This window comes from Martinezella lusitana (assembly GCF_016901135.1).
GTDB classification, from domain to species: domain Bacteria; phylum Pseudomonadota; class Alphaproteobacteria; order Rhizobiales; family Rhizobiaceae; genus Rhizobium; species Rhizobium lusitanum_D.
Genome location: NZ_JAFEVL010000020.1, coordinates 483,858 through 499,245, shown reverse-complemented (window position 1 = coordinate 499,245; position 15,388 = coordinate 483,858). Strand labels below are relative to the sequence as shown.

Genomic DNA, 15,388 nt, shown 5'->3' with positions numbered 1-15,388 from the left:
GATGGGATCAATTAGATGTCGAGCACCAGATGCGGCACGCCGTTCGACGTCTTGCGCGGCGAGATACCATCGGCATCGACCTGGGCGTTGATACGCTGCCGAAAGGCCGAGAAGCTCTCGAAGGCGACCACGTCAACCGGTTCGTCGAAGTGAATGGTGATCTTGTAAAGCCCACCGGACTTCGCTGATAGTGCCAGAACCTTGCCGGTGAAGGTTTGGTTCAGATAGCGGCCGCGAACGGCAGCGCCGACCGCGAAGGGCGTATCAGGCCTGTCATTCGGTTTGGCCGCGAGCGCTGAGAGCGTGTTCCAGTCACGCAGGCCATGTTGCTTGGCGATGAGCTCCAACGCGGCGCTATGGCTCATGTCATCGCCGCGCTCAGCCATGGCCTGGCGCAAACGCCGGGCCTGCGACTTCAATTCATCTATGGACGGATACGTCGTCATAGGATCAGCCTTTACCAAGGCACGCATTTACGACCGTGAAACGGGGCTCGCATTACCGTCAGTCAGCATGCCCTATGTGGCTGTGACCAAAACTGCGAGGACTTCACCTTGGATTTTCATCCGCGAGCAGCAGGCGCCTCGAACCGACAACTCGTATGATCGAAGCCAATGTTCCTGTCAAGATGCATCCAAATCGGCACAAAAGGCGAACCCGTTAAAATTCTACCAATGCAATTGACGCTTCCGCAAAACCTCCGTGCAAGGTTCATGGTGTAACCGAGATGAATTCGGTCTGCTCTTCAACAGGGAATGACAATGCTTCGCGCAACGCATCTGGCGAAAGTCAAATCCGAAGTCTACGAACGGAGCTGGGAACGGTTCTTTGTCCAGAGGCCAGCGCGTCTCGTGGCGGTACGCCCCTGTCTCACCGGTATTTCCATGCGCAGCGCCGAGATCGTCGATATCTCGCGCGGCGGCGCCAGTTTCGTCGTCGCCACGACCGTCGGGCTGCCGAGCCATTACTATCTGAACATTCTCGGCCTCGCCTACCGCATCGCCTGCGCCGAAACGAGCCGCAATGGCAACCGGATCCATGTCCGCTTCATCAACCTGATCGAGCCGGAGACATTGCGACGCGTCGTCCGCGCCGACTTCATGATCGGCAATGCCGAAGCGCTGGCTGCACGCGGCAGGAAGCGATAAGCACAGATCCCATATTTTGCAGCGACGCCATTGGCGGCGACTTGCGGATTTGTTGCAGACAAACGATGCGCTAAAGCTCAGGCTTTACTTGGAGAGGTACTTTTGGAGAAATGCGTGAACGCTGTCGAAGGACTTTTCCGCTGCGGACGCATTATACTCTTCTAAATGACCGAACACCCTCTTTGCTACAGTGACCTCTGGGACATCAAAATCGTGATAGGCACCGGGATAGACATCGAGTTCGATTGGTGGGCCATTGCCACTCAGATGGCCCACCCTCTGCCGGCATCGTTCGGCCAGGCTCCAATCGTCTAGTTCGCCATTCAAAATCAAAGTCGGGACTGTCGCATCCCCTTCGCTTGCTGCACAGAGCGGATAGTAGCCAACGGCTGCCTTGAATTTGTGGTCCATAAACTCCTGGCTGCCGTTGATCTTTGTGGCGTCTAACGCAGCCATGCCGCCCGCTGAAAAGCCCATCAATGCGATGCGCTGAGCATCGACAAAGCTGTAGGTCGATAAATATTCCAAAGCGCCATAGGCGTCGTATTCGCGATCAGGAAGATAGCTTTGACAGGTGCTTTTGATATTGCGGGTGGAGAAGCTATCGACCAGAAGCACGACGTAGCCCCATGAAACCAGTCGCTCCGGCCAAATCGTCTTGAGGCTTGGACGAATGCCCCCGCATCCGTGCATGACGACTATGGCCGGGAATGGACCATTTCCTTGGGGCCGGCTCAAATATCCCAGTAATGGTGTGCCTTGAGGTTGAGGAAGAATTTCTCCTTGTTCTTTCGCCTTGCGTTCTCGAAACGGGCTTGGCTTAACGGGCGCGCCTTCGAACCGTACCAATTCGTCGGCATCGGCCCGGTTTCCAGCTAACGTGACGCCAAAAAAAGCGACCAAGCAAAGAAAAAGTTTCGGGGCTCTCACTGAACTTCTCCACTGTTGGATCGGCAGCCTGTTAGCAGCAAAATTCCTTGCTTATCTTCGAACAAGATCGCTTAGCAACCAAGTCCATACTGGCGGTGAAAGGACGGTCCAATGACGGCTGTTGGCGCGATCCGGACGCAGCGTTTCTCCACTGGCGGCGCAAAGTTGTCGCTGGCCTCAACCCTTGAGGTAGCCGAATGGAATTTGCAACACAGTACGCATAATTCCTACAGCTTTCCGCTCTTGCAACGGTCCGCCAACCGCCTATTCTGCTGTGCCTTGCAACAGAATTCGGGAAAACAAGCCAGCATGTCCGCCTTTTCGCGCTTCACGCCGCTGATCAGCGCCCTTCCCTCCACCGTTCCTTTCGTCGGTCCCGAAGCGCTGGAGCGTCAGCGCGGGCTATCCGTCAAAGCCCGGATCGGCGCCAATGAGAACGGCTTCGGCCCCGCGCCCTCCGTCATCGCAGCCATGCGCGAGCAGGCCGGCGACATCTGGATGTACAATGATCCGGAAAACTTCGCGCTGAAACAGGCGCTCGCCGCGCATCTCGGCGTTCAGTCGGCCAATATCGCCGTCGGCGAAGGCATTGACAGCCTGCTCGGCCTGATCGCGCGCATGATTATCGAGCCGGGAACCCCTGTCGTCACCTCGCTCGGCGGCTATCCCACCTTCAACTTTCACGTCTCGGGCTTCGGTGGCCGCCTGGTGACCGTGCCTTATGTCGATGACCGCGAAGATCTGGATGGGCTGCTCGAAGCGGTCAGACGCGAGAATGCGCCGCTCGTCTATTTCGCCAATCCCGATAATCCGATGGGAAGCTGGTGGGAGGCGGACAAGGTCGTCGCCTTTGCCCGGGCCTTGCCGGAAAATTGCCTGCTGATCCTCGACGAAGCCTATAGCGAGACGGGGCCGGCGAATTCCCTGCCGGCGATTTCTGACCTGATCGACCTGCCGAACGTGTTGCGCACCCGGACTTTTTCCAAGGCCTATGGTCTTGCCGGCGCCCGCGTCGGCTATGCGATCGGCACGCCCGAGACGGTGCTGGCCTTCGACAAGATCCGCAATCATTTCGGCATGAACCGGCTGGCGACGGTGGCGGCTCTCGCCGCGCTGAAAGATCAGGCCTATCTCGCCGAGGTCGTCGGCAAGATCCAGGCTGCTCGCGAGCAGATCGGTATGATCGCCCGGGACAACGGGCTCCTGCCGCTCACCTCCGCCACCAATTTCGTCGCCATCGACTGCGGCCGCGACGGCGTCTATGCGCGCGCGATCGTCGATGGGCTGATCCAGCATGGGGTCTTCATCCGGATGCCAGGCGTCGCGCCGCTCAACCGCTGCATCCGCATCAGCGTCGGACCATCCCAAGATCTGGATCTGCTCGCCGAAGCGCTGCCTAAGGTGCTGAAGGCGATCGGCTGAAGCTAAAACGACGAAACCGCGCCAGCCTTGTCCCGGCCGGTCGCGGTTTTCGTCATTTCGGCGGTTCGCCTCTCCGTCGTCCGCCGATATCCCCTCCTTCGAGGTCGTGCGTCATATTCAGTTGGCGCGCTTCCGAGCATGATGCCGAAAAGTGTGAGCGGTTTTCGGACGACATCATGCTCTATTTCCATGATGCTAGAGCGGATTCAGATTTTAGGTCGAATAGACCTAAAATCATCCGGCTCTAGTGCGTGGTCATCCACTCGCGGGCGGCGCGGAGCGCTGCAGCGAGCTGCATCTTGGTCAAGGTCGCGGCGACGTCGGCACGAAGCTCGGCGGCCCGGGCGCTGCCACGGATGGCCGCGATATTCAACCATTTGTGGGCGGCAACAAGATCTGCGGTGCAGCCCCTGCCGGTCGCGTAGTTCACGCCCAGCTCGCAAAGGGCATCGGCGCTGTTGCCACCCATCATGGCCATTTCAGACATCGGTGTTTCGAAGCGTGCCATCGGTTTTATCCCTGTTTTACTTCTGTTCGTACTTGCCCTGTTTTTCCGTTAGGACCTTGCCGTCGTTCGCGGCTTTCCGGTCCTTCCGGCCGGCGGGTTTGCCCCGCTCGTTTGATGACCTCACTATCGCAGACGGCCTTCAAAAAACGGCTAAAATGCATGCTTAATTCGATGCAAACAAAGTACAAATGCTTGGTAAATTTGGGATTTTGTTAAACATCGCTTGCCTTGCAAATTAAGGACTTTTGCGCGAATTTTACGTTTTGTTAGGATCTGGATTTAAACCCTTCGTTCACCACGAAATGAGCTGTGGTCATCGGAAACAGTATTTTTCGACAGGAGGCCGGAGGCCGCATAACGGGAATTTGCGCTTGGAAACCATATTTACCTTTACGTTCGCGTTAGATAATCTTGTCGCATTTCCGGTCGTTGGGCCGGACGGTGCCTGGGGAGGAGCAACACTATGATCCGTGTAACCATTCTTGCCGCGGCGCTGCTCGTCAGCGCGGGCGCAGCTTTCGCCGACGAACCGATCGTAGGCAACTGGAAGACCATGGAAGGCGACACCGCCGCCATCACACCTTGCGCGGGCAGCTATTGCGTGAGGCTGAAGACCGGCAAATATGCCGGCAAGCAGATCGGCAAGATGCAGGGCACGGGCAACAGCTATACGGGCGAACTCACCGACCCCGCCGAGGACAAGACCTATAGCGGCTCCGGCACGGTGAGCGGCAATACCGTCAGGATGAAGGGCTGCGTCATGAAGGTCTTCTGCAAGTCGCAGACCTGGACGAGGCTCTGAGGAGCACACCACCCGAAAAAAAGCGTGATCCTATGCGCCTGCCCGCGACCTTCCGGGCAGGCTTTTGTCATTGGGCGCGGCGTGCAAATGCCCAATAAAGTCCGGTTAAGATTCATGAACGCTGGATGAACCGGTATCTCAGCACCTGTTCAGCCTGACCATGGCAAAACAGTGTCCAGTATAGGGCACGGATAGGGCCAGGAACATGGACTCGTTTATCATGGCACGGCGTTTTGTCATCGTTATGCTGTTTGCCGCCGTCTTCGCATTTAGCTTCTCGGTTGCGGTCGAACACGCCGGCCGCAGCGGCGCGCAATCGCATTTCGGGGCAAGCTTCACCTGCCTGCAAACCGGCGCGCCTTATTGCACGACCGTGCAATAAGCAAACACCTCTCCATCCCGGATGACTGGGGTGGAGGCATGATTGCAAAAATAGCTGCGAAAATCCGGGGCCGCCTCTTTCAACGTCGTTTGCTTGTTAACAACGACACTCTATAATGGCTCATGAGCAACAGAATCTCTCCTTTTTCACCCCTCGACATCTCCTCCCCCAGCCCGTTCCAGCCCCGGACCTTCGATGATTCGGCCAAGGCCGTCGACGCGCTGACGGAGCTTTATGATCGCAATACCGCCTTCCTGATCGACAGTTTCGCCCAGTTGGCCAAGGGCGCGCCGATCACGGCGCGCTACCGCGCCTTCTACCCGCAGGTGAGCATCGAAACGACGAGCTTCGGCCATGTCGACTCACGTCTTTCCTATGGTCACGTCACCGCGCCGGGCGTCTACACGGCCACCATCACGCGTCCGCAACTGTTTCGCCATTATCTGAAAGAGCAGCTGACGCTGCTAATGCGCAGCCACAATGTACCGGTGGTCGTGTCCGAATCGTCGACGCCCATTCCGCTGCATTTTGCTTTTGGCGAAGGCGCGCATGTCGAGGCCTCCGCTGCAGCTTTCGAAGATATTCCGCTGCGCGACCTCTTCGATACGCCGGATCTGAACACCACGGACGACGAGATCGCCAACGGCGAATATATTCCGCCTCCAGGAGAGCCCTCGCCGCTCGCGCCCTTTACCGCGCAGCGTATCGACTATTCGCTGGCCCGCCTCTCGCATTATACCGCGACGAGCGCCGCGCATTTCCAGAACTTCGTGCTGTTCACGAACTATCAGTTCTATATCGACGAATTCTGCAAATGGGCGCGGGATCTGATGGCCAGCGGCGGAGACGGCTATACCGAGTTCGTCGAACCCGGCAACATCATCACCAAGGCCGGCTCCAGCCACCCCGAGGGCGATGTGACGTCGCCGCGCCTGCCGCAAATGCCTGCCTACCATCTGAAGAAGAAGGGACATGCCGGCATTACCATGATCAATATCGGCGTCGGCCCGTCCAACGCGAAGACGATCACGGACCATGTCGCCGTGCTGCGCCCGCATGCATGGCTGATGCTCGGCCATTGCGCCGGCCTGCGCAACAGCCAGCGGCTCGGCGACTATGTGCTCGCACACGCCTACATGCGCGAAGACCACGTTCTCGACGACGACTTGCCGGTCTGGGTGCCGATCCCGGCGCTCGCCGAAGTGCAGGTGGCGCTGGAAGCCGCCGTTGCCGAAATCACCGGTTTCGAAGGCTTCGAGCTGAAGCGCATCATGCGCACCGGCACGGTCGGCACCATCGACAACCGCAATTGGGAACTGCGCGATCAGGCAGGCCCGGTCAAGCGTTTGTCGCAGGCCCGCGCCGTGGCGTTGGACATGGAGTCCGCGACCATCGCCGCCAATGGCTTCCGCTTCCGCGTTCCCTACGGCACGCTCCTCTGCGTTTCGGACAAGCCGCTGCATGGCGAGCTGAAGCTGCCGGGCATGGCGACGGCGTTCTATCGCACGCAGGTGAACCAGCATCTGCAGATTGGCATCCGCGCCATCCAGAAACTGGCCGAAATGCCGCCGGAAAAGCTGCATTCGCGCAAGCTGCGCAGCTTCTTCGAAACGGCATTCCAATAGCAATAGGGGGTCCTGCCCCCTATCACCGCTCAGCGAGCGTCGAATATGCCTGATCAGCAGCCGCGGCTTGCGGCCGCCCATTGTCTGGCTCGGCGGCCCAGCTCAGGCAGAGAATCAATACGACAAGACACGCAAACCCGATCATCGTGCGGCGAACGACCCCGCCGAGATCCGCCATTTCCAGTATTTCCCCCTCCGACACTGTCTTCATGTGCCAGTGATACACGAGCGCTGCTTCCAGATTATACATCTCCGTGTCTCCTTTGGTGATGACGGAAACTGGTCGACTGGCTCCGGCCCTTTTCGACAACGATAAAAATTTTTGTCATGCTGCCGATCGGGATGTCGATTTGCATGCGGCCCGCTCGTCTATGGCTGTCAGCAAATTGAGAGAGGAGACGTTGCGATGAAATATCTCTGCCAAGTCTGGTTCGACGGCACGGTGCTCGACACCATGACCAAGGAGGAAAAACACAGGCTCGATTCGGATTCGCTCGGCTACGACCGGGATCTGATGGCAAGCGGGCACATGATCCATGCCGAGGCGCTGCAGTCACCAAGCTCTGCGGTGACGGTGCGGGTCCGCAACAGCGAGACCGCGGTGACCGACGGTCCCTTCATCGAGACCAAGGAATATCTCGGCGGCTTCATCCTGATCGACGCGAAAGACCTGAACGATGCGATCCGCGTTGCGGCCGGCATCCCGCTTGCAAAGCTCGGCAGCATCGAGGTGCGGCCGATCCATTCTTTTGGCCCGGATATTTGAGGAGACGACGATGAAATTTCTTTGTCAGGTCTGGTTCGAGACGGCCGAGATCAGCAAGCTTTCCGAGGAAGAAGGGCGACGGCTGACGCAGGAGTCCATCGACAACGACAACCGGCTGCGCGACAGCGGCCATATCATCGTCGCCAACGCATTGCGGGAGCCGGAAACCGCCAGAACGGTTCGGGTGCGCAAGGGCGAGACCGCGGTCACCGACGGCCCCTTCGCAGAGTTGAAGGAGCATCTCGGCGGCTTCGTGTTGATCGAAGCCAGGGACATGGAGGAAGCCACGCGCATTGCCGCCACCTTCCCCGTCGCCCGCTACGGCATGATCGAGGTCCGTGCAGCCTTCGACATCCGGTTTCCTGATGAATAGGCGCTAAGGGAGAGAGTGATGCGATTTCTATGCCTGATCTACACATCGATCGACATTGACGGAAGGCTGACGCCGAGCGAAATGAACGGTCTGACCGCCGAGCATTTCGCCTATGACGAAGGCTTGCAGCAAGACGGCACACTGATCGTTTCGGACGCTCTGGAACTCCGAGATAAATCGATCGTCATCCGACCGCAGGGCGACACGTTTTCGGTGACGGATGGGCCATTCGTAGAGACGAAGGAACATCTGGCTGGTTTCTATCTCATCGATACGCCCGATCTGGATAGCGCAACCGACATCGCCAAACGCATTCCCTCGGCACGCTATGGTGCCATCGAGATTCGTCCGGTGCGTATCCTGACGCTTCGGGGAGACTTAGCGGAGAAACGCTGACGCCGTGTCGCTGAACCGAACCATCGACAGCATCTACCGCAGCCACTCGCGACACGTGCTGGCGACGTTGATCCGTGTGCTCGGCGATTTCGATCGGGCCGAGGAGGCGCTCCACGATGCGTTTGCGGCGGCAGCACAACAATGGACGGAGGAGACGATCCCGGCCAATCCCTATGCCTGGCTCGTCTCCGCCGGCCGCTTTCGCGCCATCGACCACATAAGGCGGCGGGTGCGTTTCGACGCCGCTCAGTCCGATATCGCCGACAGCCTCTATCCGGAGGGCGAAACAATGGAGATATCAGAAAACCAGGAGATCGAGGACGACATGCTGCGGCTGGTCTTCACCTGCTGCCATCCGCTTATTCCCGCAGACGCCCGCATGGCGATGTCGCTGCGGGAGGTATGCGGCCTGACGACGGAGGAGATCGCCCACGCGTTCCTGATCCCGGCACCGACCGTGGCCCAGCGCATCGTCCGCGCCAAGAATCGCATCCGCGCCGCCCAAATCCCGTACGAGGTGCCAACGATGGCGGAGCTACCGGAACGCTTGGCACAGGTGCTGCACGTCATCTACCTCGTCTTTAACGAAGGCTATTCGGCGTCCTCTGGCGCAGCGATCGTCCGCGCCGATCTCGCAGCCGAGGCCATCCGGCTCGGCCGGCTGCTGCTGCAGCTTCTGCCGGATCCGGAGGTCTCAGGGCTGCTGGCGATCATGCTGCTGCAGGATTCGCGACGGCTCGCCCGCGCGGACGCGGCCGGCGATCTGGTGCTGCTTGCCGATCAGGATCGTTCGCTCTGGGATCGCGGCAGGATTCGCGAGGGCCTGGCTCTCTCGGCAGAGGCCATGACAGCGGACGGCGTCGGCACCTACGCCCTGCAAGCGGCCATCGCCGCCGAACATGCGCGCGCCGCGACAGCAGACGACACGGATTGGCGGCGGATCGTCACCCTCTATGACCTTTTACTGCTGGCGAACCCCTCGCCAGTCATCGAACTCAATCGGGCGGTAGCCGTCTCGATGTGTGATGGGCCGACAGCGGCACTCGCCATCGTCGATGGCCTGCTCGGCGAGGAACGCCTGGCGCGATATCACCTTGCCCATGCCGCAAGAGCCGATTTTCTGCGCCAACTCGAACGCGTCGACGAAGCCCGGCAATCCTACGAGATGGCGCTTTCGCTTTGCCAGCAGGCGCCCGAGCAGGCGTTTCTGCGCAAGCGGCTGGCCGAGCTGGAAGGCAAAACCCGGCATTAGCCGGATCAGGCACGCTTTCTTGAGACCAGCAGGCCGATCGCGGTGCCCGTCAGCGCCGAAACGACGATCAGGAGGTGGGCGTTGATGCTCGCCTGCGCCAGGTTCTCAAGCGCGGCCTTCTCGCCCGAGGCGCCGAATGCCATGGCGCCGGCGGTGATGCCGGCCGGATAGGTGCCCACACCTCCCGGCGCATGCACCGGCAAGACCGACGACAATTCGCCGCCGAGCGCGCCGCCGAAGCTTGCCGACAGCGGCGCGACATTCATCAGGCCGAGCGCCCAGGCAAGCACCGCGACCTTGACCAGCCAATTGACCAGCGTCGTCAGCCAGGCGCGCGCAAAGGCCTGGGCGTCGACCGGCAGGCCGCGCTCCAGCTCGTGCACCAGCCCTTGCGCCTTCTTCGGCAGGACGCGGGCGGCAAGACGGATCAGCGGCCGGCGCGAAACGAAACCTGCGACCGGCAAGAGCAGGAAAGCCAGCCATACGATCCAGGCCAGAACGCGGTAAGGCGAAGCAAGCGCAAGACCGACGCCGGCCGCCGCCAGCAGCGCATGCAGATCGAGCAGCCGCATGACGAACAGCGCCGATGTGCCCCGCGCGATCGGTATGCCGAATTCGGAACGCATCAGCACCGGGAAACTGGTCTCGCCGGTGCGGAACGGCATCATGATATTAAGCAGATTATGGACCTGCGTCACACGAAAGAGCGCTGCGAAATGGCCTGACGTTTCCTTCGGGAAGTAATCGTAGATGCGCCAGGTGCGCAGGACGTAGGTGCCGGTCAGGAGCATCAGGGCGAGAAGGATAGGCAGGGCGCCCACCTTGCCCCATTGCGCCAGGATCGAACTCCAGCCCCAGAACCATTCGATGAAGGCCGCATAGGCAACGACGACTGCGAGCGTCAACAGCATCATTCGGTTGCGAATAAACCAATTCTGTCGGCTGGCAACCATCGGAGTCTTCATGTAGTTAGGCACCCAATGCGAGCTGAGGCTTCAGACCGGACAGTCGCTCGTTCCGTCCGGCAGGTTCTGCCGGTCTTGTAGGAGAAAGAAGTGTTGCAGACAACGGCAGAGTCGACCCTCCCCCAGGCCGATGCGGCAAGCCCTCTTGAGCTTTCGCTTGTTGTGCCCGTCTTCAATGAGGAAGAAAGCGTCGAACCGCTGATCGAGCGCATCTGTTCCGCCATGGCGGGCTTCGACAAGTCCTGGGAACTGATCCTTATCGACGATGGCAGCACGGACGCCACTCTCGCCAATGCGCGCCGGTCGCTGCCGCGTGACGGGCTGACGCTGCGTATCGTCGAACTTCAGCGCAATTTCGGCCAGACGGCGGCCATGCAGGCGGGCATCGATGCCGCCAGCGGCCGCCTCATCGCCACCATGGACGGCGACCTGCAGAACGACCCGAAGGACATCCCCTCGATGGTCGAGGAGCTGGAACGGCGACAACTCGACCTGCTCGTCGGCTGGCGCAAGAACCGTCAGGACGGGCTTTTCCTGCGCAAGATCCCCTCCTGGTGCGCCAATTACCTCATCGGCCGCATCACCGGCGTAAAGCTGCACGATTACGGCTGCAGCCTGAAGATTTACCGCGCCACGATCATCAAGCAGGTAAAGCTGATGGGCGAGATGCATCGCTTCATCCCCGCCTGGGTCGCCGGCGTCGTGCCGAGCTCGCGTATCGGCGAAGTCGCCGTCACCCACCATGCCCGCCAGCACGGCACCTCGAAATACGGGATCTCACGCACCTTCCGCGTCATTCTCGACCTTCTGTCGGTGATGTTCTTCATGCGCTACAAGGCGCGACCGGGCCATTTCTTCGGTTCTCTCGGCCTCGGTCTCGGAGCGCTCGCCGCGGTGATCCTGTTCTGGCTCTTCATCGACAAGTTCATCTTCGGCGACGATATCGGCAGCAGGCCATTGCTTTTGGTCGGGGTCGTGCTGCTTCTATCGTCGGTGCAGATGATCACGACGGGCATCCTCGCGGAGATGATCGCGCGCATATATTATCGCGACGATCTTTCGCCGAACTATATCGTGCGCAAGATCTTCGATCGGGATCACCGAGATGCATAGGTTTCTGGTCCGCCGACCGGATGCCATCATCCCGCTTCTCGCTGGCTACTTCATAATCGAGTTCCTGGTGCGCCTCGCCATGCCGCATGGCATGCGCTTCGACGAGTCGCAGCAGGCCCTGTTCTCGCAATGGCTGACGCTTGGCTACGATTCCCAGCCGCCGCTATACAATTGGGTGCAGGCACTCGTCGTTTCCGTCTTCGGCCTGTCGCTGGCGGCAATCTCCGCCGTCAAGAACATCTTCCTCTTCCTCGTCTATCTCAGCTATTACAGGCTGGCCAGGGAAGTGCTGACCGACAAGGTCTTCGCGGCGATCGCAACGTTGTCGCTACTCACCATCCCGCAATTCTTCTGGGAGGCCCAGCGCGACCTGACGCACACGGTCGCGCAGCTTGTCACCATCAACCTGTTCCTCTACGGCGCGATCCGCACGCTGAAGGCGCCAAGCCTTGGCTCGTATGCATTCACCGGCTTAGCGCTCGGCCTCGGCATGCTGTCGAAGTACAATTTCGCGCTGCTCGCCGCCGGAGCCATCGTCGCCGTGCTGATGCATCCGCAGGGCCGCGCCCGCGTCTTCGACAAGCGCTTCCTGCTGACCATCCTCATCTCCCTGGCGGTCTTCCTGCCGCACGGGATCTGGCTGATCCACAATTTCGACCTCGCCTCCGGCCGCACGCTCGGCATCATGGCGGAGGAGGCGCCGGAGGGCGCTTTCGCCAAGTTCGTGAAAGGGCCGTTGAAATTCTTAAAGCTGATCGTCGTCATCGGCGCTCCGACGCTCGTCGTCTATGCACTGGTCTTCGGCAAGAGCCTGCTGAAGAATTTCGGCCGGTCGAACGAGTGGACCCGCTTCTTCGAAATCCTTTTTGCCGTCATCGCCATAATCGTGCTGATCCTGATCGTCACCATCGGCATGACGGATCTGCGCGACCGCTGGCTGCTGCCCTTCCTCTTCCTGCTGCCGATCTATCTGTGCCTGAAGATGGAAGTCGCCGGAATCACGGCCGCGGATTTCGGCAAGCGCTTCTTCTATGTCCCACTTGTCATGATGGTCGTTATCCCGGCTTTGCTTTTGATCCGCACCATCTTCCCGATGCTGTTTGGCGCCTACGACCACTACAACACCCCCTACCCCGCCTTCGTGCAGCAGATCCTTGCGAGCGAAGGCAAGCAGCCGGGCTTGGTGCTGACGAACGGATGGCTGCCCGCCGGCAACCTGCACCTGCAGCTTCCCGACGTGCCGGCCATGTCGCTCTTCTTTCCAAATTTGAAAGCCGATTATCAGTGGAGCGCAAACAAGCCGATCCTGATCGTGTGGCGCCCAGGCAAGGACAATGGTGTCATGCCGGCGGAATTGTCGGACTGGCTGCGCGACACACTTGGTCCGCAATATGCGACGCCGGACACCAAGCTCACGGATGTGCAGTATATTCATGGCAAACCGGGTGACATGGCGTCTTTCGCCTATGCGTGGGTCTATCCGAAATAGGGGCTCGAAGCGCGCATGGACTCGAAGGACGACGTCACACACCTATTGACCGACACTACGGATCTTCCGCCCTGGGAGATAAAGAGCTCAACCCATCTGGTTCACGACCGGTGGCTGAAGGTCCGGGCCGATAGCTGCGTGACGGCGGAAGGCGTGGAAATCGCGCCCTATTATGTGCTGGAATATCCCGATTGGGTCGAGATTATCGCGCTCGATGCCGAGGATCATATCTATCTTGTTCAACAGTATCGTCATGGGCTGGGTGACGTGGCCCTCGAACTGCCCGGCGGAGCCATAGACACGAGCGATGCAAGCCCGGTCGAGGCGGCGGCGCGCGAGCTGCGCGAGGAAACCGGCCTCTCCTCCGCCGACTGGGACTATGTGGGCAAGCTTGCGCCCAATCCCGCGACACACACCAATCTGGCGCACATCGTCATTGCCCGAAATGTCGAGTTCAGCGCCAAGCCCGCGGACGACCCGACCGAGCGCATTCGCCTGATCCGCATGCCGATCCGGCAGGCGATCGAGCTGGCGCTGGATGGCAAGATGATCCAGGTCATCCATGTCGCGGCGCTGACGCTTGCCCTTCACAAGGCCGGCAAGTGGGATGCGCCGGCGCCGACGGACAAGCGCTGATTACGACTTCACCTCCGCCCAAGCGGCATCGAGCGCCAGCCGCGTGATACGCACCATGGCATCCACCTCATCATGGCTGATGACGAGCGGCGGCGACGCCAGCATGCGGTCGGCGGTAGCGCGCAGCACGAGGCCGTTGGCGAGCGCGTGGTTGCGGACAGCCGAGCCTATCGCATCGGGCTTCTCGAACCGGCGACGGGTGGATTTATCGGCGGCAAGCTGCAATGCGCCCATGAGGCCGATGCTGACGGCTTCGCCGACCATGTCGTGATCCGCAAGGCTGCCCCAGGCCTCGGCAAAATAAGGACCGATATCGTCGCGGACGCGCTCGACCAGCCGTTCATCCTCGATAATCCTCAAATTCTCCAGTGCGGCGGCCGCACACACCGGATGGCCGGAATAGGTGAAGCCATGATTGAATTCGCCGACCTCGTTGATCAGCACATCGGCGATGCGATCGCTGACGAGCACGCCGCCGATCGGCAGATAGCCTGACGATAGCCCCTTGGCGATCGGGGCGAGATCGGGCTCGACGCCGAAATGCTGATAGCCGAACCATGAGCCAAGGCGGCCGAAGCCGCAGATCACCTCGTCGCAGACCAAGAGGATGTTTCGGGCCTTGCAGATGCGCGCGATTTCCGGCCAATAGGTCGAAGGTGGAACGATGACGCCGCCCGCGCCCTGTACCGGCTCGGCGATGAAGGCCCCGACGTTGTCCTCGCCCAACTCATCGATCTTCTCCTCCAGCTCGCGGGCGACCTTGAGGCCGAACTCTTCCGGCGAGAGATCACCGCCATCGGCGTACCAATAGGGCTGCCCGATGTGGACGACGCCGGGGATCGGCAGATCGCCCTGCTCATGCATGTATTTCATCCCGCCCATGCTGGCGCCGGCAACTGTCGAGCCATGATAGCCGTTCCTGCGGGCAATGACGGTCTTCTTGCTGGGCTTGCCGACCGCGCTCCAGTAGACCCGCGCCATGCGGAACCAGGTATCGTTGGCCTCCGAGCCGGAATTGGTGAAGAAGACATGATTGAAATGCGGCCCGGCATGGGCGCAGACCTTTTCCGACAGCAAGGTCGCCGGCGTCGTCGTCGTGCCGAAGAAGGTATTGTAATAGGGCAGCTCGTTCATCTGCCGGATGGCGGCATCGGCGATCTCCGTGCGGCCATAGCCGATATTCACGCACCAGAGGCCGGCGAATCCATCCAGATATTTCCGCCCTTCACTGTCGAAGATATAGACGCCCTCGCCGCGCTGGATGATCCGCGCGCCGTCGGCGTTCAACTTCTTCATATCAGCGAAGGGATGAAGATGATGGGCGGCATCGAGGGCGGCGAGATTGGAGCGGCTAGACGTATCGGACATTGCTGAATCGAACCTCGTTGAGATTGGCGCTTGTCAGGCAAATCCGTCAACGTCGTGATTCCATGCATGGCCCCTCATCCCAGCCCTCTCCCCGTCAAATGGGGAGAGGGGGGTTATCGTGCCAGATCGGCCGCTTTGGGTGCGGCGAGCACTGGTGGGTCCCCTCTCCCCGCATCCGCGGGGAGAGGGCTGGGGTGAGGGGCCTGGCACGGA

The 15,388-nt window shown here is 60.3% G+C and carries 18 protein-coding genes; 12 read left to right on the top strand and 6 right to left on the bottom strand.

The genetic code is table 11. The annotated features are described in order from the left end of the window. Positions 1-11: 11 nt before the first annotated feature. The gene (locus JTP94_RS09590) at positions 12-446 is read right to left on the bottom strand and encodes a glyoxalase superfamily protein (protein ID WP_204850267.1); all 435 of its coding nucleotides are present in this window, start codon (positions 444-446) and stop codon (positions 12-14) included. Between the two features lie 309 nt (positions 447-755). Between JTP94_RS09590 and JTP94_RS09585 the strand changes: the two genes are divergently transcribed. Then, positions 756-1,148 (top strand): PilZ domain-containing protein, encoded by a 393-nt coding sequence (locus tag JTP94_RS09585; RefSeq protein WP_204850266.1) that lies wholly within the window; start codon positions 756-758, stop codon positions 1,146-1,148. 84 nt (positions 1,149-1,232) lie between these two features. Here the strand turns inward: JTP94_RS09585 and JTP94_RS09580 are convergent, their stop codons facing one another. Then, positions 1,233-2,078 carry a dienelactone hydrolase family protein gene (locus JTP94_RS09580; protein WP_204850265.1) on the bottom strand — a complete coding sequence of 282 codons (846 nt, stop codon included), beginning with the start codon at positions 2,076-2,078 and terminating at the stop codon, positions 1,233-1,235. Between the two features lie 309 nt (positions 2,079-2,387). On the opposite strand from JTP94_RS09580, the gene JTP94_RS09575 reads away from it, so the two are divergent. Then, positions 2,388-3,500 (top strand): pyridoxal phosphate-dependent aminotransferase, encoded by a 1,113-nt coding sequence (locus JTP94_RS09575; protein WP_204850264.1) that lies wholly within the window; start codon positions 2,388-2,390, stop codon positions 3,498-3,500. 244 nt (positions 3,501-3,744) lie between these two features. On the opposite strand, the gene JTP94_RS09570 is transcribed toward JTP94_RS09575, so the two are convergent. After that, complete coding sequence (locus JTP94_RS09570) at positions 3,745-4,008, bottom strand: sel1 repeat family protein (protein WP_034507870.1); 264 nt, start codon at positions 4,006-4,008, stop codon at positions 3,745-3,747. A 463-nt stretch (positions 4,009-4,471) separates the two neighbouring features. Between JTP94_RS09570 and JTP94_RS09565 the strand changes: the two genes are divergently transcribed. From JTP94_RS09565 to JTP94_RS09555, 3 genes are all read left to right on the top strand, one after another. Then, positions 4,472-4,810 (top strand): DUF2147 domain-containing protein, encoded by a 339-nt coding sequence (locus JTP94_RS09565; protein WP_204850263.1) that lies wholly within the window; start codon positions 4,472-4,474, stop codon positions 4,808-4,810. Positions 4,811-5,030: 220 nt separating this feature from the next. Then, the gene (locus JTP94_RS09560; RefSeq protein WP_162693676.1) at positions 5,031-5,192 is read left to right on the top strand and encodes a hypothetical protein; all 162 of its coding nucleotides are present in this window, start codon (positions 5,031-5,033) and stop codon (positions 5,190-5,192) included. 122 nt (positions 5,193-5,314) lie between these two features. Then, on the top strand, positions 5,315-6,817 hold the full coding sequence (locus tag JTP94_RS09555) for an AMP nucleosidase (RefSeq protein WP_204850262.1): 1,503 nt from the start codon (positions 5,315-5,317) through the stop codon (positions 6,815-6,817). Between the two features lie 22 nt (positions 6,818-6,839). Here JTP94_RS09555 and JTP94_RS09550 read toward each other — a convergent pair whose 3' ends face one another. After that, positions 6,840-7,067: a hypothetical protein gene (locus JTP94_RS09550; RefSeq protein ID WP_204850261.1), complete on the bottom strand. Its 228-nt coding sequence runs from the start codon at positions 7,065-7,067 to the stop codon at positions 6,840-6,842. Positions 7,068-7,223: 156 nt separating this feature from the next. On the opposite strand from JTP94_RS09550, the gene JTP94_RS09545 reads away from it, so the two are divergent. Genes JTP94_RS09545 through JTP94_RS09530 form a run of 4 tightly spaced genes read left to right on the top strand, consistent with a single transcriptional unit; the run spans position 7,224 to position 9,604 of the window. Then, positions 7,224-7,583, top strand: a complete 360-nt coding sequence (locus tag JTP94_RS09545) for a YciI family protein (RefSeq protein WP_204850260.1) — start codon at positions 7,224-7,226, stop codon at positions 7,581-7,583. Between the two features lie 10 nt (positions 7,584-7,593). Further along, entirely contained in the window at positions 7,594-7,956 is a 363-nt protein-coding gene (locus JTP94_RS09540; RefSeq protein WP_204850259.1) for a YciI family protein, read from the top strand. An 18-nt stretch (positions 7,957-7,974) separates the two neighbouring features. Further along, entirely contained in the window at positions 7,975-8,352 is a 378-nt protein-coding gene (locus JTP94_RS09535; RefSeq protein ID WP_204850258.1) for a YciI family protein, read from the top strand. Positions 8,353-8,362: 10 nt separating this feature from the next. After that, positions 8,363-9,604, top strand: a complete 1,242-nt coding sequence (locus JTP94_RS09530; RefSeq protein WP_204850298.1) for an RNA polymerase sigma factor — start codon at positions 8,363-8,365, stop codon at positions 9,602-9,604. 5 nt (positions 9,605-9,609) lie between these two features. Here the strand turns inward: JTP94_RS09530 and JTP94_RS09525 are convergent, their stop codons facing one another. Then, the gene (locus JTP94_RS09525; protein WP_204850257.1) at positions 9,610-10,569 is read right to left on the bottom strand and encodes a lysylphosphatidylglycerol synthase domain-containing protein; all 960 of its coding nucleotides are present in this window, start codon (positions 10,567-10,569) and stop codon (positions 9,610-9,612) included. Between the two features lie 93 nt (positions 10,570-10,662). Here JTP94_RS09525 and JTP94_RS09520 point away from each other — a divergent pair, with 93 nt between their 5' ends. Genes JTP94_RS09520 through JTP94_RS09510 form a run of 3 tightly spaced genes read left to right on the top strand, consistent with a single transcriptional unit; the run spans position 10,663 to position 13,807 of the window. Then, positions 10,663-11,682 (top strand): glycosyltransferase family 2 protein, encoded by a 1,020-nt coding sequence (locus tag JTP94_RS09520; RefSeq protein ID WP_204850297.1) that lies wholly within the window; start codon positions 10,663-10,665, stop codon positions 11,680-11,682. Beyond that, positions 11,675-13,171 (top strand): glycosyltransferase family 39 protein, encoded by a 1,497-nt coding sequence (locus JTP94_RS09515; RefSeq protein ID WP_204850256.1) that lies wholly within the window; start codon positions 11,675-11,677, stop codon positions 13,169-13,171. The genes JTP94_RS09520 and JTP94_RS09515 overlap by 8 nt, the downstream gene beginning before the upstream one ends. A 15-nt stretch (positions 13,172-13,186) precedes the next feature. Beyond that, positions 13,187-13,807, top strand: coding sequence for an NUDIX hydrolase (locus tag JTP94_RS09510; RefSeq protein WP_204850255.1), 621 nt, complete (start codon positions 13,187-13,189; stop codon positions 13,805-13,807). Here the strand turns inward: JTP94_RS09510 and JTP94_RS09505 are convergent, their stop codons facing one another. After that, a complete protein-coding gene (locus JTP94_RS09505; RefSeq protein ID WP_204850254.1) occupies positions 13,808-15,175 on the bottom strand; it encodes an aspartate aminotransferase family protein in 1,368 nt (455 codons plus the stop codon). Between the last annotated feature and the right edge of the window lie 213 nt (positions 15,176-15,388).